General features: G+C 62.9%; 16 protein-coding genes. 11 read left to right on the forward strand and 5 right to left on the reverse strand.

Annotated elements, in window-relative coordinates:
* From ACTCHC_RS06670 to ACTCHC_RS06695, 6 genes are all read left to right on the forward strand, one after another.
* Positions 1 to 159, forward strand: a 159-nt coding sequence (locus ACTCHC_RS06670) for a phosphoribosylaminoimidazolesuccinocarboxamide synthase (RefSeq protein ID WP_463021800.1), incomplete at its 5' end; no start/stop codon positions are given.
* 14 nt (positions 160 to 173) lie between these two features.
* Positions 174 to 413 (forward strand): phosphoribosylformylglycinamidine synthase subunit PurS, encoded by a 240-nt coding sequence (purS, locus tag ACTCHC_RS06675; protein WP_463021700.1) that lies wholly within the window; start codon positions 174 to 176, stop codon positions 411 to 413.
* On the forward strand, positions 413 to 1,084 hold the full coding sequence (gene purQ, locus ACTCHC_RS06680) for a phosphoribosylformylglycinamidine synthase subunit PurQ (RefSeq protein ID WP_463021701.1): 672 nt from the start codon (positions 413 to 415) through the stop codon (positions 1,082 to 1,084). The genes purS and purQ overlap by 1 nt, the downstream gene beginning before the upstream one ends.
* A 44-nt stretch (positions 1,085 to 1,128) precedes the next feature.
* Entirely contained in the window at positions 1,129 to 2,892 is a 1,764-nt protein-coding gene (locus ACTCHC_RS06685) for a sensor histidine kinase (RefSeq protein ID WP_463021702.1), read from the forward strand.
* Positions 2,893 to 2,909: 17 nt separating this feature from the next.
* Entirely contained in the window at positions 2,910 to 4,241 is a 1,332-nt protein-coding gene (locus tag ACTCHC_RS06690) for a sigma-54-dependent transcriptional regulator (protein ID WP_463021703.1), read from the forward strand.
* 471 nt (positions 4,242 to 4,712) lie between these two features.
* Positions 4,713 to 7,118, forward strand: coding sequence for an Rne/Rng family ribonuclease (locus ACTCHC_RS06695; RefSeq protein ID WP_463021704.1), 2,406 nt, complete (start codon positions 4,713 to 4,715; stop codon positions 7,116 to 7,118).
* Between the two features lie 16 nt (positions 7,119 to 7,134).
* Here the strand turns inward: ACTCHC_RS06695 and ACTCHC_RS06700 are convergent, their stop codons facing one another.
* Positions 7,135 to 7,383 carry a sulfurtransferase TusA family protein gene (locus ACTCHC_RS06700; protein WP_463021705.1) on the reverse strand — a complete coding sequence of 83 codons (249 nt, stop codon included), beginning with the start codon at positions 7,381 to 7,383 and terminating at the stop codon, positions 7,135 to 7,137.
* A gap of 107 nt (positions 7,384 to 7,490) precedes the next feature.
* Here ACTCHC_RS06700 and ACTCHC_RS06705 point away from each other — a divergent pair, with 107 nt between their 5' ends.
* The 3 genes from ACTCHC_RS06705 to ACTCHC_RS06715 are packed head-to-tail and all read left to right on the forward strand — an operon-like array spanning position 7,491 to position 10,845.
* Positions 7,491 to 8,240, forward strand: a complete 750-nt coding sequence (locus ACTCHC_RS06705; RefSeq protein ID WP_463021706.1) for a cytochrome c biogenesis CcdA family protein — start codon at positions 7,491 to 7,493, stop codon at positions 8,238 to 8,240.
* A 56-nt stretch (positions 8,241 to 8,296) separates the two neighbouring features.
* Complete coding sequence (locus ACTCHC_RS06710; protein WP_463021708.1) at positions 8,297 to 9,502, forward strand: hypothetical protein; 1,206 nt, start codon at positions 8,297 to 8,299, stop codon at positions 9,500 to 9,502.
* Positions 9,499 to 10,845 (forward strand): cytochrome P450, encoded by a 1,347-nt coding sequence (locus tag ACTCHC_RS06715; protein WP_463021709.1) that lies wholly within the window; start codon positions 9,499 to 9,501, stop codon positions 10,843 to 10,845. The genes ACTCHC_RS06710 and ACTCHC_RS06715 overlap by 4 nt, the downstream gene beginning before the upstream one ends.
* Positions 10,846 to 10,848: 3 nt before the next feature.
* Here ACTCHC_RS06715 and ACTCHC_RS06720 read toward each other — a convergent pair whose 3' ends face one another.
* The 3 genes from ACTCHC_RS06720 to hemB all read right to left on the reverse strand — a co-directional run bounded on the left by ACTCHC_RS06720 (position 10,849) and on the right by hemB (position 15,210).
* Positions 10,849 to 13,311 carry a penicillin acylase family protein gene (locus tag ACTCHC_RS06720; RefSeq protein ID WP_463021710.1) on the reverse strand — a complete coding sequence of 821 codons (2,463 nt, stop codon included), beginning with the start codon at positions 13,309 to 13,311 and terminating at the stop codon, positions 10,849 to 10,851.
* Positions 13,312 to 13,535: 224 nt separating this feature from the next.
* Positions 13,536 to 14,096, reverse strand: coding sequence for a lipid-binding SYLF domain-containing protein (locus tag ACTCHC_RS06725; RefSeq protein ID WP_463021711.1), 561 nt, complete (start codon positions 14,094 to 14,096; stop codon positions 13,536 to 13,538).
* 121 nt (positions 14,097 to 14,217) lie between these two features.
* Complete coding sequence (gene hemB / locus ACTCHC_RS06730; RefSeq protein WP_463021712.1) at positions 14,218 to 15,210, reverse strand: porphobilinogen synthase; 993 nt, start codon at positions 15,208 to 15,210, stop codon at positions 14,218 to 14,220.
* Between the two features lie 115 nt (positions 15,211 to 15,325).
* Here hemB and ACTCHC_RS06735 point away from each other — a divergent pair, with 115 nt between their 5' ends.
* Both ACTCHC_RS06735 and mfd read left to right on the forward strand, forming a co-directional pair.
* Positions 15,326 to 15,853, forward strand: coding sequence for a component of SufBCD complex (locus ACTCHC_RS06735; protein WP_463021714.1), 528 nt, complete (start codon positions 15,326 to 15,328; stop codon positions 15,851 to 15,853).
* 32 nt (positions 15,854 to 15,885) lie between these two features.
* Positions 15,886 to 19,335 carry a transcription-repair coupling factor gene (gene mfd, locus ACTCHC_RS06740; protein ID WP_463021715.1) on the forward strand — a complete coding sequence of 1,150 codons (3,450 nt, stop codon included), beginning with the start codon at positions 15,886 to 15,888 and terminating at the stop codon, positions 19,333 to 19,335.
* Here the strand turns inward: mfd and ACTCHC_RS06745 are convergent, their stop codons facing one another.
* Complete coding sequence (locus ACTCHC_RS06745; protein WP_463021716.1) at positions 19,336 to 20,550, reverse strand: multidrug effflux MFS transporter; 1,215 nt, start codon at positions 20,548 to 20,550, stop codon at positions 19,336 to 19,338. It lies immediately after the preceding gene.
* Between the last annotated feature and the right edge of the window lie 17 nt (positions 20,551 to 20,567).

A 20,567-nucleotide genomic window follows, 5' to 3' on the forward strand; every position in this document is an offset into this window, starting at 1 on the left:
TGCCGGCTCTGGGATGTGAAGACCGGGCAGAAGCTGGACAAGGACGTGTTCCGGCGCGATCTGGGCAGCCTGACCGACGCCTATACCGAGGTCGCACGCCGGCTGGGCGTTCTGCCCACCAATGTGACCCACGCCACCAAGCCCACCCTGATCAACTGAAGGAAGCCCGCCAGATGAAAGCCCGTGTTCATGTCATGCTGAAAAACGGCGTTCTTGACCCGCAGGGCGAAGCGATCCGCCATGCGCTGGGAACGCTGGGCTTTGACGGGGTGCAGGGCGTGCGGCAGGGCAAGGTGATCGAACTGGACCTGGACGAGACCGATGCCGACAGCGCGCGCGCGCGCGTGACGGCCATGTGCGAAAAGCTGTTGGCCAATACGGTAATCGAAAGCTACAGCGTGGATATCGCCTGATGCGCGCGGCTGTCATCCGCTTTCCGGGATCGAATTGCGATCGTGACATGGCGGTTGCCATCGAAAGGGCGACGGGCCATGCGGTGCAGATGGTCTGGCACAAGGACAGCGTGCTGCCCCAGGGGCTGGATCTGGTGGCGATCCCCGGCGGGTTTTCCTTTGGCGATTATCTGCGCTGCGGGGCCATCGCGGCGCGTTCGCCCATTGCCCGTGCGATTGTCGATTTCGCCGGGCGCGGCGGGCATGTTCTGGGGGTGTGCAACGGGTTTCAGGTGCTGACCGAAACCGGGCTTCTGCCGGGTGCGCTGATGCGTAATTCCGGGTTGAAGTTCGTCTGCAAGACCGTTGATCTAAAAGTGGAAACTTCCGAAAGCCCCTTTACCTGCGATTATGAAAGGGGCCAGGTCATCCAGGTGCCGGTCGCCCATCATGATGGCAATTACACCGCCCAGCCCGACATGTTGGCGCGGTTGCAAGGCGAAGACCGCATCGCCTTTCGCTATGTCGATAATCCCAATGGCGCCATGGACGATATCGCGGGTATCCTGAGCGAGAACCGCCGGGTTCTGGGAATGATGCCCCATCCCGAACGCGCGGTAGAGCCGGCACAGGGCGGGACCGATGGATCGGTGCTTTTCCGCTCATTGCTGAGTGCGATGGTCGCCGGCTGATCGCGGGCTTGAGCGAAACGCGCCGCGCGCCTAATGTCGGTGCAATGACAAAGACCGGGACAGAGCTTGCGGAACGGCCTCTGGCGGGCGGCATTGGCTGGCCGGTCAGGCTGATCATTGTCCTGTTCATCGTGCTGGCGGTTGGTATCGTCTGGTTTTCGAACAACTGGCTGACAGAACGTTACACCACCAGCACCCGCAACCGCGCCGAGGTGCGGCTGGCGTTGTATTCGGGAAACCTGGTGTCAGAGCTGCGGCGCGCTTCGGTCGTGCCGGTGCTGCTGTCGCGTGATCCGACGCTGATCGGGGCGCTGAACGCCGCCGATTACAGCCAGAGTTCCGCGCATCTGATCTCTTACATGGAAGATATCGGCGCGGCCTCGCTGACGCTGCTGGACGAAAGCGGGCATGTGGTGGCAGCCAATGACCGCAGCAAGCTGGGGATGGATCTGTCACTGGCGCAGCAATTCATCGAGGCGCGGCGGGTGAACGAGAACGTCTTTGTCGCCGATCGCAATGCCTCGGGTGCGTTCGAGTTCAGCTATTCGCGGCGCATAAGTTCCAATGGCCAGATCGTCGGCGTGATTGTCGTGGGGGTCGATCTGGCCAAGTTCGAGCAAAGCTGGGGCGGTATTTCCGATGCGGTCGTCGTCACCAACAGCACCGGCGAGATCATCCTGTCGACCGAACCGACATGGCGGGGCCGCGATCTGGAACAGGCGCTTGCCGTGCGTTCGGCGCCGTCGGCCATTCAGCGCGCGCTGCAGGTGACGGCGGAATGGGCATCGCTGCCGCCGGATGCCTTTGTGATGGGCGCGGGCGTGATGCAGAACGAGGCGCGCGTGCCGTTCCAGGGCTGGCGCATGGTCAGTTTCACTACTTATTCGTCGATCCGCGAACGGGTCAACGGCGTGCTGGCGCTGGAAATCATGGGCTTTGCCATCCTGCTGGCGCTGACGTTTTACATGATGACCCGCAAGGCCCAGTCGCAGACGGTATTCTTTCAGCGCGAGTCGGCAGAGCTTCGCGCATTGAACGCCCGCCTGCAGCGGGAAATCGCCGAGCGTGAAAAGGCCGAAAAGCATCTGGAGGTGGCCGAACAGACCCTGGCGCAAAGTTCGAAACTGGCCGCTTTGGGCGAGATGTCGGCCGCTGTCAGCCACGAATTGAACCAGCCGCTGGCGGCGATGAAAACATATCTGGCGGGCGCGCGGTTGTTGCTGCAACGCAAGCGCCCGGACGAGGCGCTGTCGGCCTTTCTGCGGATCGACGATCTGATCGACCGCATGGGTGCGATCACCCGGCAATTGAAAAGTTATGCCCGCAAGGGCGGTGATGCCTTTGAACCGGTTGATTTCAAAGCGTCTTTGTCGTCATCCCTGGCGATGATGGAGCCGCAGCTGAAATCGCGCAAGGTCACGATCACCCGCACATTGCCGCCGCATCCGGTGATGGTATCGGCCGACCGGGTGCGGCTGGAACAGGTGATCATCAACCTGCTGCGCAATGCGCTGGATGCCACGAAGATGACGCCGGATGCCCAGATCGACCTGATCCTGTCGGCGGGTGAAACCGCCACCCTGACGGTGCGCGACAACGGGCAGGGGATCGAGGATCTGGATGCCCTGTTCGAGCCCTTCTATACCACCAAGGCCCCTGGCGACGGCGTCGGGCTGGGGCTTGCCATTTCTTCGGGGATCGTCAACGACCTTGGCGGACGGCTGACCGCGCGCAATGCGCGTGACGGTGGGGCCGTGTTCGAAGTACAGTTGCCGATCCTGGATGATAAGGTTCAGGCGGCGGAATAATGAGCAGGAGAGCAGTCATGGGACGTGGCATCAAGATTGCAATCGTCGATGACGAACAGGATATGCGCCAGTCGATCAGCCAGTGGCTGTCGCTGTCGGGGTTCGATACCGAAACCTATGCCTCGGCCGAAGAGGCGCTGAAATCCATCGGGGCCGATTTTCCCGGCGTCGTCGTTTCGGATATCCGCATGCCGGGTATGGATGGCATGGCCTTTCTGAAACGGCTGATGAGTCTGGACAGCAGCCTGCCGGTCATCATGATCACCGGACATGGCGACGTGCCCATGGCGGTCGAGGCGATGCGGGTGGGCGCCTATGATTTTCTTGAAAAGCCCTTCAATCCAGACCGGATGAACGAACTGGCCAAACGCGCCGCCCAGACCCGCCGGCTGACGCTGGACAACCGGGCATTGCGGCGCGAATTGTCAGACGGCACCGTGCTGATGAAGAAGCTGATCGGCACCTCGCCGGTGATGGAACGCCTGCGCGAAGATATCCTCGATCTGGGCCAGGCCGACGGTCATGTGCTGATCGACGGTGAAACCGGCACCGGCAAGACGCTGGTGGCGCATGCGTTGCATGCGGTCGGGCCGCGCGCCGGGCGCAAATTCGTTCAGATTTCCTGCGCGGCTTATGGCGAGGCCGAACTGGCCGCCCGCCTGTTCGAGCCGATGACAGATGACGGCGCTTTGCCGCTGGTGGAAGAGGCGCGTGGCGGCACCCTTTGCCTGGAAGACATAGAGGCGCTGCCTCAGGCGCTGCAGGCGCGGCTGCTGACCTTCATAAACGAGCAGGGCACCCCGGCCGAAACCCGCATCATCGCCGTGTCGAATCTGCAGGACCCGGGCAAGACCTGCGAAGACATGCTGCGCCCCGACCTGTACTATCGTCTGGCGGCGATGAAGATCACCCTGCCGCCGCTGCGCAGCCGTGGCGAGGATATCCTGACCCTGTTCACCCGCCTGTCCGACCAGTTCGCCGAGGAATACGGCTGTGATGCTCCACAGGTCAGCGCCCAGGAAGCTGCCCAGCTGTTGCAGGCGCCATGGCCGGGCAATGTGCGCCAGCTGATCAACGTCGCCGAACGGGCCGTGCTGCAGAACCGCCGCGGGTCTGGCACGATCGCTTCGCTGCTGATGACCGCTGATGACGACAGCCAGCCGGTGATGACAACCGAAGGCAAGCCGCTGAAAGAATATGTCGAGGCGTTTGAGCGGATGCTGATCGACAACACCATGCGCCGCCACAAGGGATCCATCGTCAACGTGATGGAAGAACTGAGCCTGCCGCGCCGCACCCTGAACGAGAAAATGGCCAAATATGGATTGTCGCGGTCTGACTATCTGTAAGGGTGGCAAACGGTCAGCCAGAAGCGATGCGAATTTTCGCAGAAAATTCGGGATGTCCGAATGACAGGGGCAGGGCGCGCCGACGGATCGGAAAAACACCATTGTCATTGGTCGCGTTCTGCCGCTAAGGTCTGGCAATGGCAGGCTGGCTGATCATTCAGCCCCGCATTGTTCAGTTTCGCTGATCCTGCGCGCTTCCGGCTTATGACCGGTGCAATCAGGGTCAGACCGACCGGCCGAGATGGCCACAAGATTGCCTTGCCCGGTTCGGGCGGGACATAACAACGGGTGCCAGCAACGGCGCCGGAGACAAACCGCGATGGAACGCGCGAGCACAGACAGGCATCAGACAGGCAGGCCTTGCGCCGCCACCTGTGCCGCTGTCGTACGCCCCAACGCCCAAATCAGACACCACCCGCACCGTATTCGCCCGCCAGGGCTGATGCGTGTGCGCCGGTGCAATGGAACACTATGGCTCAGAAAATGCTTATCGACGCCACCCACGCGGAAGAATGCCGCGTCGTGGTGGTTGACGGAAACAAGGTCGAGGAATTCGATTTTGAAAGCGTCAACAAACGGCAGCTTGCCGGAAATATCTATCTTGCCAAGGTAACGCGGGTCGAACCCTCGCTGCAGGCGGCCTTTGTCGATTATGGCGGCAACCGTCACGGCTTTCTGGCCTTTTCGGAAATTCATTCGGATTATTACCAGATTCCGGTGGCTGACCGCGAGGCGCTGCAGGCCGAAGAGGCCGCCTATGCCCGCGCCGAGGAGGAAGAGGAAAACAAACCCGCCAAATCCTCCAGCCGGTCGCGGTCGCGCAGCAAATCCAAGGCTCAGGCCACCACATCCACCGATGCGGTTGAAACCCGCGTGGTGGCCGACAGCATTCCGGGCATGGATGTGGTCGATCTGGACGACGAAACCGATCAGCCTGATACCGGCGACATCACTGATGCCGGTGCCGATGCAGATGACGTAACAGATGACGGCGATGCCGGGTCAGATGATCTGGACGATGCCGCCGCCCGCGATTCCGAAATCGAATCCGTGGCCGAAGAAGACGTGGCCGAAGAAATCCGCGCCCCGCGCAAACCGCGCCCCAAGCGTTACAAGATTCAGGAAGTGATCAAGGTCCGGCAGATCATGCTGGTGCAGGTCGTCAAGGAAGAACGCGGCAACAAGGGCGCGGCGCTGACCACTTATCTGTCGCTGGCCGGGCGGTATTGCGTGCTGATGCCCAATACGGCGCGCGGTGGTGGTATTTCCCGCAAGATCACCAATGCCGTTGATCGCAAGAAGCTCAAGGAAATTGCTGCCGAGATCGAAGTGCCGCAGGGTGCCGGGCTGATCGTGCGCACCGCCGGTGCCAAGCGCACCAAGGCCGAGATCAAGCGCGATTACGAATACCTGATGCGTCTGTGGGAACAGATCCGCGATCTGACACTGAAATCCATCGCGCCCGCCCCGGTTTACGAGGAAGGCAACCTGATAAAGCGCACGATCCGCGATCTTTATACCCGCGAGATTGACGAGGTTCTGGTTGAAGGCGAGGCCGGCTATCGCGTGGCCAAGGACTTCATGAAGATGATCATGCCGTCCCACGCCAAGAACGTGAAACATTATCAGGACCAGATGCCGCTGTTCGCCCGCTATCAGGTGGAAAGCTATCTGTCGTCGATGTTCAATCCGACCGTCCAGTTGAAATCGGGCGGCTATATCGTGATCGGCGTGACCGAGGCGCTGGTGGCCATCGACGTGAACTCTGGCCGGGCCACCAAGGAAGGCTCGATCGAGGAAACGGCGCTGAAGACCAACCTTGAAGCGTCGGACGAGATCGCCCGCCAGTTGCGCCTGCGCGACCTGGCCGGTCTGATCGTGATCGACTATATCGATATGGAAGAGCGCAAGAACAACGCCGCCGTCGAAAAACGCCTGAAAGACAAGCTGAAAACCGACCGCGCGCGCATTCAGGTCGGCCGGATTTCCGGTTTCGGCCTGATGGAGATGTCACGCCAGCGCCTGCGCCCCGGCATGCTCGAGGCCACGACCCAGCCCTGTCAGGCCTGCCACGGCACCGGGCTGATCCGCTCGGATGACAATCTGGCGCTGAACATCCTGCGCCAGCTGGAAGAAGAGGGCGTGCGCGGACGCTCCAAGGAAGTGTTGCTGAAGGCGCCGGTCGGGATCGTCAATTTCCTGATCAATCAGAAGCGCGACCATATCGCCGGGATCGAAACCCGCTATGGCATTTCGGTGCGGGTCGAGGCCGATCCTTTCCTTGTCAGCCCCGATTTCACCATCGACAAGTTCAAGACCGCCACCCGTGCCGTGCCTGATGTGGTGCTGCCGGTCGTGTCACTGGAATCGAGCGAATTCTCAGAGATCGACGAGACCGAGGACGAGGATCAGGACGATGCCGTGGTCGATGCCGAAGAGAGTTCGGAAACCGCAGCCAGCGCCGACGGCACCGCGCCCAAGAAACGCCGCCGCCGCCGCCGCCGCAAGAAAAGCAGCTCTGCCAGCGGTGAAACGAACGGTTCGGACCAGTCGGATAACGGTGATGACGATGAGGATGTGACGGCAGATCAGGAAACTGCCGCGCCCCAAGCCGGCGCGCCGGTTGACGAACCTGTGGCGGAACCTGTTGTGGACCCGGTGCCACAGGCTGCCCCCGAACCCGTTATCGCGGCCCAGGAGACAGCACCGGCCGAGACCCCGGAGCAAGAACCGCAGACCCCGGCCGCGGTCGTACCGCAACCCGAGCCGGCCGACGAAGCACCCGAACCAAAGCCCGAGCCGGAAATGGCCACGGCCGCCGAGGAAGAGGATGACGGAAAGCCCAAGAAACGCGGGTGGTGGTCGATCCGCGCCTGAAGATCGGAACGCCGGGTCACGCACCCGGCGTTTTTGTCTGTCCCCGCCGGATCAGATAGGCCTGCACCGGCCCCTGTTCGGACATCCCCAGAAAGTCATGCCCGGCCTGCGCGCAAAAATGTGGCACGTCGATCACCGCTGCCGGATCGCTGGCCAGCAGGCGCAGAACCGCACCTGGCGGCATGCCCAGCAGCCGCTTGCGCGCACGCAACACTGGCAGGGGGCACAGCAGGCCAATCGCGTCGATCTGTTCATCGTAATCCATGGCGGCGGGGCATAGGGGCCCCGTGCGGCAAAGTCTACGGGAATGTGACATCGCGCCAGATGACGCCAGCCTTTCGATAGGCTAGGAACGACGGAAAAGGGCACTGGATGTTTGGAATAGAAATTCTGGATGCGGGCTTGATCCCGGCGATGGTGGTGGCCTTGCTGGCCGGGGTGGTCAGCTTTGTCAGCCCATGCGTTCTGCCGGTGGTGCCGCCCTATATCGCCTATATGGGCGGGATCAGCATGGGCGAGCTGCAACAGGGCAGCGCGCGGCGCAAGGCGGTGCTGACGGCGCTGTTCTTTGTTCTTGGCCTGTCGACGGTGTTTCTGCTGCTGGGGTTCACGGCCTCGGCCTTTGGGATGTTTTTTCTGAGCAATCAGGACCTGTTCAACACCATTGCCGGGGTGGTCGTTATGGTGTTCGGCGCGCATTTCGTCGGTGTCTTCCGTATCCCGTTCCTGGAACGCGAGGCCCGGCTGGATGCGGGCGAGCGGGGCGGATCGGCCTTTGGTGCCTATCTGCTGGGGCTGGCCTTTGCCTTTGGCTGGACGCCCTGCATCGGCCCGCAACTGGGCGCGATCCTGTCGCTGGCGGCATCCGAGGGCGATGTGGGGCGCGGCACGGCCTTGCTGGCGGTCTATGCCGCCGGGCTGGGCATTCCGTTTTTGCTGGTGGCGGCCTTCTTCCCGTCGCTGACCGGCACCATCGCCTGGATGAAGCGCCATATGGGCCGGATCGAACGGATCATGGGCCTGCTGTTGTGGACGATCGGGCTGATGATGCTGACGGGCGGGTTTTCGCGAATGTCCTATTGGTTGCTGGAGACATTCCCGGCCCTGGGCGGGCTGGGCTGACGGCTTACTTTCGCCCCGAAGCCGCGCTATGCTGGAACCGGTAACAGGTGCAGGCGATGAACGATCAGGCAGGGCAACAGGTGGCGCGGCGGCGGGTATTCTATATCCCCGGCTATGACCCGTTCCCGCCGCGCCGCTATCGTGAACTGTATCGCAGCGAAGGTGCCGCGCAGGCGAAGATCAGCGGATATAACATTGAAATTACAGGTGATCCCGGTGCCAAAACCTTTGGCTGGGATGTGGTCGGGCACATGGACGGCGCACAGACCCGCGCCCGTATTGATGTGCTGGTCTGGTCCGATATCGTGCTCGGATCGATGGATCAGGGGATTGTCGCCACCTATCGCCAATTGCTGCGCACGGCGTGGATCTATATCGCCTCGGGCGCGCTGTTCCGGCTGATGCGGTTGCGCAAGGGGCCGGTGATCGCGGCACTTTATCCGGTGGTGATGCTGTTGGCGCAGCTGGGCGTGGCGCTGGCGGTGGCGCGGGGCGTGGGCGCGGTGCTGGGGCTGACGGGCCTGCCTTGGGTGGGCTGGCTGGGGCTGGCGGCGGTCTGGCCGGTTCTGCGCTGGTTTCGGGCGCGCGACGGGCGGCTGTTTGCCTGGTATCTGATGCATGACTATGCCCATTCCGCCGCGTTCTGGGGCGCCTATCCGCCCGAGATTGAGTCGCGCATGGCGCAGTTCCGCGCCCAGATCGCGCAGGCCCTGCAAAGCGATGTGGACGAGGTTCTGGTGATCGGCCATTCGTCCGGGGCCTATCTGGCGGTGTCGATTCTGGCCGACCTGCTGCGCGATGGGCGCGGCGCGGGGCCGGCATTGGCATTGCTGACATTGGGGCAGGTGATCCCGATGGTGTCATTTCTGCCGAATGCCAACCGGTTACGGGCCGATCTTAACTTTCTGGCCGGACGCGATGATCTCACATGGGTCGATGTCACGGCGCCGGGCGATGGCTGCACCTTTGCGCTGTGCGATCCGGTGGCGGTGACCGGCGTGGCGCCTGCCGATCAGCGCGGGCCGCTGGTTCTGTCGGCGGCCTTCACGCAAACCCTGTCGCCCGAACGCTGGGCTGCGCTGCGCTGGCGGTTTTTCCGGCTGCATTTTCAGTATCTGTGCGCCTTTGACCGGCCCGGCGATTACGATTATTTTCGCATCACGGCGGGGCCGGTCACGCTGGGGGCGCGGTTTGCCGGGCGCGCACCGTCCAAAAGCGCGGTCAGCCTGCCGGTTTCGCGCTATCGGACCATGGCCGCATGACGATCCCGCCCAAACCGGCCGCCCGGCCTGACAAGGTATCGCTTTGGCGGCATCTGCGGGCGTTTCGCCGCGATATCCTGTCATCGCAGCCGGCCAGGCTGTATCACGCCTGGATGGCCGAATTTCGCACGCCGTTCTTCAGGTCTTACCTGATAAATCAACCGGACCTGATTGATATTGTTCTGAAAGACCGCCCCATGAATTTCCCGAAATCCAACCGCATCGCCGAAGGGTTGCGCCCGTTGCTGGGCCAGTCGGTGTTTCTGACCAATGGCGCGCAGTGGCAGCGCCAGCGCCGTATCATCGACCCGGCCTTTGGGGGCGGGCGGCTGCGCGATACGTTTCCCGCGATGCTGGCGGCGGGTCAGGCGGCATCGGCCCGGCTGGCCGAAGGTGTGCGGGAAATCGAGGCCGAAACCAGCCACGCCGCCGCCGATGTGATCTTCCGAACGCTGTTCTCTTTGCCGATCGAAGACGCCGTGGCCGCGCAGGTGTTCGACCAGTTTCGCGCCTTTCAGCGGGCGCAGCCGGTGCTGAACGCAGGCGCATTCCTGCCGCTGCCCCGCTGGATGCCGCGCGGGCATCGCCGCCAGACGCGGGCCGCGGCGCGTCGGATCCGCGCGCTGATCACCGGGCTGACACAGGATCGCATGGCGCAGATCAGGGCCGGCACCGCGCCCGATGATCTGGCGACCAAGATCATGACCACCCCCGACCCCGAAACCGGCGAAACCTTCGCAACCGATGAAATGGTCGATCAGGTGGCGATCTTCTTTCTGGCGGGGCATGAAACATCGGCCTCGGCGCTGGCCTGGGCGCTGTATCTGCTGGCGCTGTTCCCCGATGCGCAGGACCGTGCGGCGGCCGAGGCCACAGCTTTTGCACAAAACCCAACGTTTTCAAACCTGTCCGCGCTGCGGTTCACCCGCGATGTATTCCGCGAGGCGCTGCGCCTGTATCCACCCGTGCCGATGATGGTGCGCCAGACCACCCGGCCCGAACAGTTTCGCAACCGTGATGTGCCGGTGGGCAGCCAGATCGTGATCTCGCCCTGGCACCTGCACCGGCATGACCGCCTTTGGCCCCGGCCCGATGAATTCGACCCGGATCGCTATGCCACCGAAGACGGCACCGCCTGCCTGCGCGATGCCTGGCTGCCGTTTTCCAGCGGCCCGCGCGTTTGCACCGGGGCGGGTTTTGCCATGGTCGAAGGGCCGTTGCTGCTGGCGCTGTTGCTGGCCAAGTGGCGCTTTGAGGCGCTGCCAGATCGCATACCGGTGCCGGTGGCGCATCTGACGGTGCGCGCGCGGGAGGGGATCTGGCTGCGGCTGACCCGGCGCTGATCGCTATTGCGGTGTCAGATGCGTGATGCCCGCTGCACCCGCCCGCGCCAGGGCGGGGTCCAGTGACATCGGCACATATTCACCCCGCCGCCACAGATCGCCCAGATCGTCATAATGACGGCTGAGCGGATGGCCCGACTGCCCGGTCGTGGTCACGAAAACCGAACTGTCGGGATCGGCAAAATCATAGACGCCCCGGTAAACCGCCCCGTGCACATTGGTGAACGGGTCGGGATCGGTGCCGCTGGACTGGCCGCGTTGCAATGTCTGATCGCCACCCGATGTGGACTGGCGAATATTGACCAGCCATTTCAGCACCGGCAGTCCGCCCAGCACCGGATGGTCGTGGCGGGCCTGATGCGCATCGCCCCAGCGCAGCGAGTCAAGATTGCGCCCGTAATGTTCCTCGATCCAGATCAGGGCCTCGTCCAGTGAAATTCGGGCGATATCGGTGCAGCTTTCCACCGCGGTCGATTGCACCACATCGCACCAGGCAGCCGCGCCATCGACATTGCGGAACACCCGTTCCAGGAACAGCGGTTCGACATGGGTGAACTCGGCGGCGAAGGGGCCCAGATCATCGCGGATCAGGCGATCCTGCAAATGCCGCATCCAGGCGGCATAGATCAGCGGCTCGGGCATGTGCTCGTTCATTTCGCCATTCCAGTTGGCCAGCAGGTCAAGCGCCCGCTGGCGCTGGCGTTCGCGGCTGCCGTCGGGGGCGGCCTCGCCGGTATACCACAGATCGCGCGCGATCAGCGGCAACAGGCTGCGTGCGGCAAAGCTGACCGTATCAAGCTGCGCCTCGATGAAACTTTCACGCGTGTGCACCTTGCGCCCCTGCATCAGGTTGCGCCAGCGCTGGATGCGCTGCGTGTCGCCCCAGTCGAAACTGACATGGCGCGGAAAGGGGGCATCGGTGATCTTGTTGTTCATATGGCCCAGAATACCGCCTTCGGGATTGATCCAGGCAGGGTTTTCGGCGGCCGGAAACACACCTTGCCACCGGTTTTCGGCGCGCCAACCGGGGCTGGGAATGCGGCCCTGGCTTTGGTGGCGCGCATCGCGGCGCGGCATCGCGCCGATCATCTGCATCGCGATGTCCTGTTTGTCGATCACACTCAGCATCATCGCCGGCGCGATCCAGCCTTCCCCGGCCTTCAGCGCATCCCGCGCCGACGGCGCGCGCATGATGTTCATCGCGGCTGACAGCGTGCTGTCGCGCGGCGTCAGCAATGTCCAGGACAGCGACGCCACATGGCCCGGCGGCGTGATGGATTTCAGATCGTAATGACTGCCTGGCAGAACCGGACCGTTCTCGGTCCAGCGCAGGGTGATCGTCACCGGATCGCCATCCTTGACCTTGATGATCGAGCGGCGCGTCACAAAGGGCTTGTATCCTTCGGGGGTCAGATATTCCTCGGGATTGTCGGGGTTGAGCTGTTCGATATGCACATCCTGATCGTCCAGATAGGCCGAGGTCAGACCCCAGCCCAGCCTGTCGGATCGCCCCAGCATCAGCGCCGGCGCGCCGGGCAAAGAGGCGCCGATGACCCCGCCCGATGAAAGATGCAGCGCGGCAAGATAAAAGATCGACGGCGCCGTAAAACCAAGATGCGGATCATTGGCCAGCAATGTATGCCCCGCCGCCGATCGCGACGGCGCGGCCACCCAGGCGTTCGACGCTCCGGCAAAGCCGCGCCGCACAAAAGGCGACAGCGGATCCGCCTGCGGGATCTCCAGCGCGGCAAAGCTGCGCGGCACGCCGGGCATCAGGGCTGCGTAATCGGGCAGGGCGGTGATGGCCGCGCCCGGCACATCCGGCAGCAGATCGCGCAGCCGCTCAGGCGGCAGGATCAGCGAGGCCCGCGCGCGCAACACCTCGGTTTCCAGCCCGCCCGCCAGTTGAAGGCCGACCAGCTTGCCGATCGCGATCGAATCGGCCGGCTGCCAATAGGCGATTTCATTCGAGAACATGAAAAACTCTGGCGCGCCACGCCCCAGCGCGCCCTTGTTGACCTCGGCGATCCAGGCGTTCACGCCGCGGGCATAGGCCTCCAGCGCGCTGCGGGTTTCGGGATCTTGCACGGCCAGCGATTGCACCGCCAGCGCATAGAGATCGAAGCGGCGCATTAATTCGTCGGTCTTGACGGTGCGCTGGCCGAACATCTCGCTAAGCCGGCCCTGAACAGTGCGCCGCATCAGCGTCATCTGCCACAGCCGGTCCTGGGCATGGGCAAAACCAAGCCCGAAATAGATATCTGCATCGCTTTGGCCAAAGATATGCGGCACATCGGTCGTGTCGCGGACAATCTCGACCGGGCCGGAAAGGCCCTGAACCGAATAGCCGGCATTGTAATCGGGCAGCGAACGCGCGGCCAGGTAATAGACCCCGGCCGCAGCCATTGCCGCCAATGCGATCAGTGCCATCAGAAGGCGCAACAGCCAGCGATAAAGGATCGGCATCATGGTCCTTGTAATTGCGCGCGGGTCAGGCCAACGACTGGGCGCAAGGTAAGCGATCGCTGTGCCATGCGAAAGGGACCGCGCGCCCTGATTTGCACGGCCCCGCCAGTATCAGGGTCGGGATGCCTCCGGCGGGGGTATTTGGGCCAAGAATAAACGGCACATCCCCATCTTCTTGGCACAAATACTCATCTTCCACCTGACTGCGCTTGCCGCACGGCCTGTCAGGGAATGATGCGGGTATATTTGGTGCCCGCCAGCGAGGCGCCGACGATCAGCCCGGCCTGACCAAACACGACCGCGATGATCGGGTCGAGCGCGGTCAGGGTTTCGGCCGACACGTTTCCGCCCTGATCCTTGAGCGCATATTCCAGATCGGCGCCGGCCGACCATCCGGCCGAGCGGCGGAAATCCGACAGCGCGTCTTCGGTCATGAAGAACAGCGCATGGGCATATTGCTGCGCCCCGAATTGCAGGCCGAACGACCCCTGCGTGGCGGAATAGTAATCGACAGTGATGTCGTTCACCCGCAGCGCGCCCTGCCCATATGCCCCGCCAACGAAGAAGCCCGCCTTGGTCATCAGCGGCATCCACAGGATGCCATGGGCCTTGGCGGCCAGATCCGAGGTGCCGGGATAGGTGTTGAACAGGTAATTGCGCGTGCTGTCCACGCGGGCGTCGATGGTGGGGCCGCCATTGCTGCCGATGCCATTGCCGCAGGCGGCGGTCATGGCGGTGGTGGCCCCAGCGGCCATCAGGAATTTGCGTCGGGAATAAATGCTCATGCTCTTGCCCTTATGGTGCCTCGGGTTCTTGGTCTTGTCTGACCATTACCCCTATCTATAGGGGTTTTGACGGGCCCTGTCATCATAACTTGTGGTTCCTCGTCGCGGCGAACCGGCATATCTATGCCAGAAGGCGTGCCGCATGGGGGGCGAAATAGGTCAGGATGCCGTCGCATCCGGCGCGTTTGAAGGCCAGCAGCGATTCCAGGATCACCTTGTCGGACAGCCAGCCATTGGCGATGGCGGCCTGCATCATCGCGTATTCCCCCGACACCTGATAGGCGAAGGTCGGCACGCCGAATTCGGTTTTTACACGGGTGCAGATATCCAGATAGGGCAGGCCCGGCTTGACCATGACCATATCCGCGCCTTCGGCCAGATCGCGGGCCACCATGCGCAAGGCTTCGTCGCCATTGGCGGGATCCATCTGATAGGTGTTCTTGTCGCCGCTCAGCGCGCCCGAGGCGCCCACCGCATCGCGGAAAGGGCCATAGAAGTTCGACGCATATTTCGCCGAATACGACATGATCGCCACATCCGTATGTCCGGCGGTTTCCAGCGCGGCGCGGATGGCCCCCACGCGACCGTCCATCATATCGGACGGGCCCAGGATATCGGCCCCCGCTTCGGCCTGGGCCAGCGCCATCTTGACCAGCGCCGCGACGGTTTCGTCATTGACGATGACGCCGTCGCGCACGATGCCGTCATGGCCGTTGATGTTATAGGGATCCAGCGCGATATCGGTCATCACCGCGATATCGGGCACGGCCGCCTTTATGGCGCGGATCGCCCGGTTCGACAGGTTGTCGGGGTTCCAGGATTCTTCGCACAGCAGGGTTTTCAGCGCGGGATCGGTATAGGGAAACAGGCAGATCGCCGGGATGCCCAGATCGGCGGCCATCCGGGCGGCGGCCACGGCGCGATCCACCGACAGCCGGTTGACCCCGGGCATCGAGGCGACCGGCTCCTCTATCCCGTCACCGTCACGCACGAAGACGGGCCAGATCAGGTCGCCGGCGGTCAGGACGTTTTCCCGCACCAGCGCGCGCAGGGCCGGGGATTTGCGCAGACGGCGCGGGCGGGCGGCCGGAAAGGGGGCGGGCAGGGCAGGCATGGGCAAACCTTTGGCTTGTTTTCCCCTGCGTGGCATGGTTTTGGCCATATCTCAAGGGTAGGATTCCCGTCATGACGGGACTAGGGTCCGGCAGGCGCATAAGCGGGGGCAAGGTTTGAACTGGTATACGTCCGTCTTCGAAGTGATCGACATGCGGTCATTTTCCAACCTGTGGTACTGGATCATGCTGGCGGTTGTCTGGTCTTCGACATCACACTGGGTGCTGGGGGTGCCCTTTGATCTGATCCAGCGCGCCGCCCGCCACGGGGGCCAGGCCGAGCAGGACCTGCAAGACATCGTGCGTATCAATGTGAACCGTATCCAGTACATTTCCGGCGTATCCGGCATGTGGATTTTGGGATTTGCCTGTTTCATCCTGACCGTGCTGGCGGTTCTGGGCTTCTTTTACCGGATCGAGTTTTGCCAGGCGGTGTTCCTTCTGGCGCTGCCGCTGTCGCTGATCGGGGCGTTCAGCGTGCGCAGGGCGCATCGTATCGCGGCCGAGGCGCCCGACGGGGCCGAACTGCGTTACAACCTGATGGCGCATCGTCGGATCACGCAGGTAATCGGCATGATCTCGATTCTTGTCACATCTATGTGGGGCATGTGGCAGAACATGGCGATCGGCGCGCTGGGTGGTTGACAGCGCGGCCTGCGCGTATAACTGACAGCCCCATGTCCCGGTCCGATCACATCACTGTCGGCGGCGCGCCCGAGGGGTTCGACGCAAGGCTTCTGGCGCGAGAGCTGGAAAAAACCGGGGGACCGGTGTGCCATATCGCGCGCGATGACAAGCGGCTGGCCGAAATGCGCGCCGCACTGGCGTTTTTCGCCCCCGCCGCGACGGTTCTGGATTTTCCGGCATGGGATTGCCTGCCCTATGACCGGATATCGCCCAATGCCGATGTGTCGGCGGCCCGGATGGCCACGCTGGCGGGGCTGGCGCATGGGCTGCCGGGGCCGTTCATTTTGTTGACCACACTGTCGGCCGCCATGCAATATGTGCCGGCGCGCGCGGTGTTGAAACGATCGGCATTTGCCGCGCGTGTAGGGCAGCGAATTGATGAAGCAGCGCTGCGCAAATTTCTGACAGAAATGGGTTTTTCGCAATCGGCCACGGTGATGGAGCCGGGCGATTACGCCATTCGCGGCGGCATCATCGACATATTTCCGCCCGGTCAGGGCGGGCCTGTGCGATTGGATCTGTTCGGCGACGTGCTGGACGGCGCGCGCCGGTTCGATGCCGCCACCCAGCGCACCGTTGAAAAACTGGATGCGATCGAACTGGCCCCGGTGTCAGAGGTGATCCTGGACGAGGCCGCGATCACCCGGTTTCGTCAGAATTACCGCATCGCCTTTGGGGCCGCGGGCAATGACGATCCGCTGTACGAGGCGGTCAGCGCCGGGCGCAAGCATCAGGGGCTGGAACACTGGCTGCCGTTCTTTCATGACGGGCTGGAAACGCTGTTCGACTATCTGCCTGGCGCTTCGGTGTTTCTGGACGATCAGATCACACCGGCGCGCCTGTCGCGCTGGGAAGGCATCGCGGACCAGTATCAGGCCCGGCACGATGCGATGTCGGCCAAAGGGCGCCTTGATACGGTCTATAAACCCTGTCCGCCGGGGCAGCTTTATCTGGACGATACCGCCTGGGCGGGGGCAATCGCGGGCCATCGTGTGCTGCAACTGGTGCCGCTGCCGCAAAGCACCGGGCCGGGGGTCATTGATGCGGGGGGGCGGATCGGGCGCAATTTTTCGCCCGAACGCAAGCTGGAAAACATAAATCTTTTTGGGGCTTTGGCAGATCATATCAAGGTTTGCCGCAAGGATGGGCCGGTGGTTATCGCCAGCTATTCCGAAGGGGCGCGCGAGCGTCTGACCGGGCTGCTGGATGATGAAGGCGTCAGCGATGCCATACCGGTCACCGACATCCGCGATGTGGCGGCGGGCCGGGGGCTTTATGTCGCGGTATGGCCGCTGGAACACGGGTTTCATGGGCCGGGGCTGACGGTGATCGCGGAACAGGATGTGCTGGGTGACCGGCTGATCCGATCCGCCCGAAAACGCCGCCGGGCCGAAAATTTCTTGTCCGAGGCCCAATCCCTGTCGCCCGGCGATCTGGTGGTGCATGTCGATCATGGGGTCGGGCGTTATATGGGGCTGGAAACCATCACCGCGATGGGCGCGCCGCATGAATGTATCGCGCTGGAATATGCCGGGGGCGACCGGCTGTTCCTGCCGGTGGAAAATATCGAACTTCTGTCGCGCTTCGGCCATGAAGACGGGCTGCTGGACAAGCTGGGCGGCGGCGCCTGGCAGGCCAAAAAGGCGCGGCTGAAGGAACGTATCCGCCTGATCGCAGATCAGTTGATCCGGGTGGCCGCCGAACGCGCCCTGCGCCGCGCGCCGGTGCTGGAGGCAAGCCACCACATGTGGGAAGAATTCAGCGCCCGTTTCCCGTATGAGGAAACCGAGGATCAGCTGAAAGCCATCGGCGATGTGCTGGCCGACATGGCATCGGGCCACCCGATGGACCGGCTGATCTGCGGCGATGTCGGTTTCGGCAAGACCGAGGTCGCCATGCGCGCGGCCTTTGTCGCGGCGCTGTCGGGGGTGCAGGTGGCGGTGATCGCACCGACCACGCTGCTGGCGCGCCAGCACGCGAAAAGCTTTGCCGAACGCTTTCGTGGATTTCCGATCAATGTCAGAACCCTGTCGCGCTTCGTGAATGCAAAGGAAGCCGCGCAAACCCGCGAAGGTCTGGCCGATGGAACGGTCGATATCTGCATCGGCACCCATGCGCTGCTGGCCAAGAATATCCGCTTTGCCAATCTGGGCCTGCTGGTGATCGACGAGGAACAGCATTTTGGCGTCACCCATAAGGAACGTCTGAAACAGATGTGGTCCGACATCCACGTGCTGACACTGACCGCCACCCCGATCCCGCGCACGCTGCAGATGTCGCTGACCGGGGTGCGCGATCTGTCGATCATCGGCACGCCGCCGGTGGACCGGTTGTCGATTCGCACCTATGTTTCCGAATTCGATACCGTGACGATCCGCGAGGCGTTGCTGCGCGAACATTATCGCGGCGGGCAAAGCTTCTTTGTGGTGCCGCGCATCAGCGATCTGCCCGAGATCGAGGATTTCCTGCGCAACCATGTGCCCGAAGTCACCTTTATCACCGCCAATGGCCAATTGGCGGCAGGCGATCTGGATGACCGCATGAACGCCTTTTACGATGGCAAATATGATGTGCTGCTGGCCACGACCATCGTTGAATCGGGTCTGGATATTCCCACGGCCAACACGATGATCGTATACCGGGCCGATATGTTCGGGCTGGCGCAGCTTTATCAGATCCGTGGCCGGGTAGGCCGATCAAAAACCCGCGCCTATGCCTATCTGACGACCGCGCCGCGCAAGCCATTGACACCGCAGGCAGAAAAGCGGTTGCGGGTGCTGGGCAGCCTGGATCAACTTGGCGCCGGGTTCACACTGGCCAGTCAGGATCTGGATATTCGCGGTGCCGGCAATCTGGTGGGCGAGGAACAGTCCGGCCATGTGCGCGAGGTGGGCTTCGAGCTGTATCAGGCGATGCTGGAAGAGGCGATCGCCGATATCCGGGCGGGCCGCGCCAATATACTGACGGAATCCGATGGCCAATGGGCGCCGCAGATCAACCTTGGGGTGCCGGTGCTGATCCCCGAAGCTTTCGTTCCCGATCTGGATGTACGGCTGGGCCTGTATCGCCGCCTGTCCGGGCTGACCACCAAGGTCGAACTGGAAGGCTTCGCCGCCGAGTTGATCGACCGTTTCGGTCCGCTGCCGCGCGAGGTGAACACATTGCTGCTGGTGGTGCGGATCAAGGCCATGTGCAAACGCGCGGGCATTGCCCGGCTGGATGGCGGCCCCAAGGGCGCGACTGTGCAGTTTCACAACGACAAATTCGCCAACCCCGCAGGGCTGGTGGAATTCATTCAGGGTGAAAAAGGGTCGGTAAGGGTCAGGGATAACAAGATTATCCTATTGCGCGACTGGTCCACCGAGGCCGACAGGATCAAGGGCGCCTTTGCCATTGCCAAGGCATTGGCCGAACATGTGGTGGCCGCCAAACGCGCCTGATCACGCGGCGGGGCTGACTGGGTCAGCGACCGTCAGCCGCATCAGCAAGAACGCGCCCCCCGAACAGAACAGCGTTCCCAGCAGCGCCGGAATGACCGTGCCGTTGAAGGCCAGCCCGACCGGCACCGCAATGGCCACCCCCATGACGGTGGCCAGGGCCGTGATGATCGAGGCCGCGGTGCCCGCGATATGGCCCAGATGCTGCAAGGCCAGCGCGTTCAGGTTGCCAAATGTCAGCCCCACCATGAAGAATATGGACGTGGACCAGATGAAGAATACCGGAAAGACCAGCGCCTGCGGCAACAGGTTTCCCAAGGTCAGTATCAGATAGGTCAGCGAAATTGCGGTCTGCCCGCCAAAGGCAGATATTGCCATGCGCCGCATTCCCAGGCGCATCACCAACTGTCCGTTCAGTACCGTGCCAGCGCCAGCCAGAACCGCCATCGCCGCGAACCACAGCGGAAAACTGTCGCCCTTGCCGAAGACATCGGCATAGATCTGCTGGGTCGACGACAGCGCGGCGAACATCTGGCCAAAGCCAAGGCCGATCACCACGATATAGATGCGCACCAGCCCGTTGCCCAGAACTTCGCGCAGGGCGGCCATCAACGGGGCAATGCGCAGCGGACGGCGGCGCTCGGGTGGCAGGGTTTCGGGCTGGCGCAGATGCAGCCACAGCCCGGCGCACAGCGCCACCAGAACAAAGGCCAGAAACACCGCCCGCCAGCCAAACAGTGCGATGATGACCGCGCCGACTGAAGGGGCCATGGCGGGGACCAGCATGAACACCGTCATCACGAAGGATGTAACCTGCGCCATGCGGCGGCCTTCGTACAGATCGCGGATCATGGCCATGGATGTCACACGCGGGCCGGCGGCGCCGATGCCCTGCACCAGACGCGCGGCCAGCAGGGTTTCGATGCTTTGCGCCTGCCAGGCCAGCAGCGCCCCCACGATATACAGGCCCAACCCGGACAGGATCACCGTCTTGCGCCCGAACGCATCGGACAAAGGTCCCGAAAACAGCGTGCCGATACCCATGCCCAGCACGAAGGATGTCAGGATCAGTTGCGCGCGGTTCACGTCATCTGGCACCAGCGTGCGCGCGATCTCTGGCAGGGCGGGCAGCATCGCGTCGATGGAAAAGGCAATGATCGCAAAGATCGACGCGGTCAGCGCCACAAATTCTGGCAGGGAAAGGGGGCGCTTGGGCATGAATTATCCGATGGATG

The sequence above is a fragment of the Actibacterium sp. genome, assembly GCF_055134745.1.

Excerpts from the sequence above, each read along its gene's own strand:
- purS (WP_463021700.1), top strand. The coding sequence starts at position 174 with ATGAAAGCCCGTGTTCATGTCATGCTGAAAAACGGCGTTCTTGACCCG.
- purQ (WP_463021701.1), top strand. The coding sequence starts at position 413 with ATGCGCGCGGCTGTCATCCGCTTTCCGGGATCGAATTGCGATCGTGAC.
- ACTCHC_RS06685 (WP_463021702.1), top strand. The coding sequence starts at position 1,129 with ATGACAAAGACCGGGACAGAGCTTGCGGAACGGCCTCTGGCGGGCGGC.
- ACTCHC_RS06690 (WP_463021703.1), top strand. The coding sequence starts at position 2,910 with ATGGGACGTGGCATCAAGATTGCAATCGTCGATGACGAACAGGATATG.
- ACTCHC_RS06695 (WP_463021704.1), top strand. The coding sequence starts at position 4,713 with ATGGCTCAGAAAATGCTTATCGACGCCACCCACGCGGAAGAATGCCGC.
- ACTCHC_RS06700 (WP_463021705.1), bottom strand. The coding sequence starts at position 7,383 with ATGGATTACGATGAACAGATCGACGCGATTGGCCTGCTGTGCCCCCTG.
- ACTCHC_RS06705 (WP_463021706.1), top strand. The coding sequence starts at position 7,491 with ATGTTTGGAATAGAAATTCTGGATGCGGGCTTGATCCCGGCGATGGTG.
- ACTCHC_RS06710 (WP_463021708.1), top strand. The coding sequence starts at position 8,297 with ATGAACGATCAGGCAGGGCAACAGGTGGCGCGGCGGCGGGTATTCTAT.
- ACTCHC_RS06715 (WP_463021709.1), top strand. The coding sequence starts at position 9,499 with ATGACGATCCCGCCCAAACCGGCCGCCCGGCCTGACAAGGTATCGCTT.
- ACTCHC_RS06720 (WP_463021710.1), bottom strand. The coding sequence starts at position 13,311 with ATGCCGATCCTTTATCGCTGGCTGTTGCGCCTTCTGATGGCACTGATC.
- ACTCHC_RS06725 (WP_463021711.1), bottom strand. The coding sequence starts at position 14,096 with ATGAGCATTTATTCCCGACGCAAATTCCTGATGGCCGCTGGGGCCACC.
- hemB (WP_463021712.1), bottom strand. The coding sequence starts at position 15,210 with ATGCCTGCCCTGCCCGCCCCCTTTCCGGCCGCCCGCCCGCGCCGTCTG.
- mfd (WP_463021715.1), top strand. The coding sequence starts at position 15,886 with ATGTCCCGGTCCGATCACATCACTGTCGGCGGCGCGCCCGAGGGGTTC.
- ACTCHC_RS06745 (WP_463021716.1), bottom strand. The coding sequence starts at position 20,550 with ATGCCCAAGCGCCCCCTTTCCCTGCCAGAATTTGTGGCGCTGACCGCG.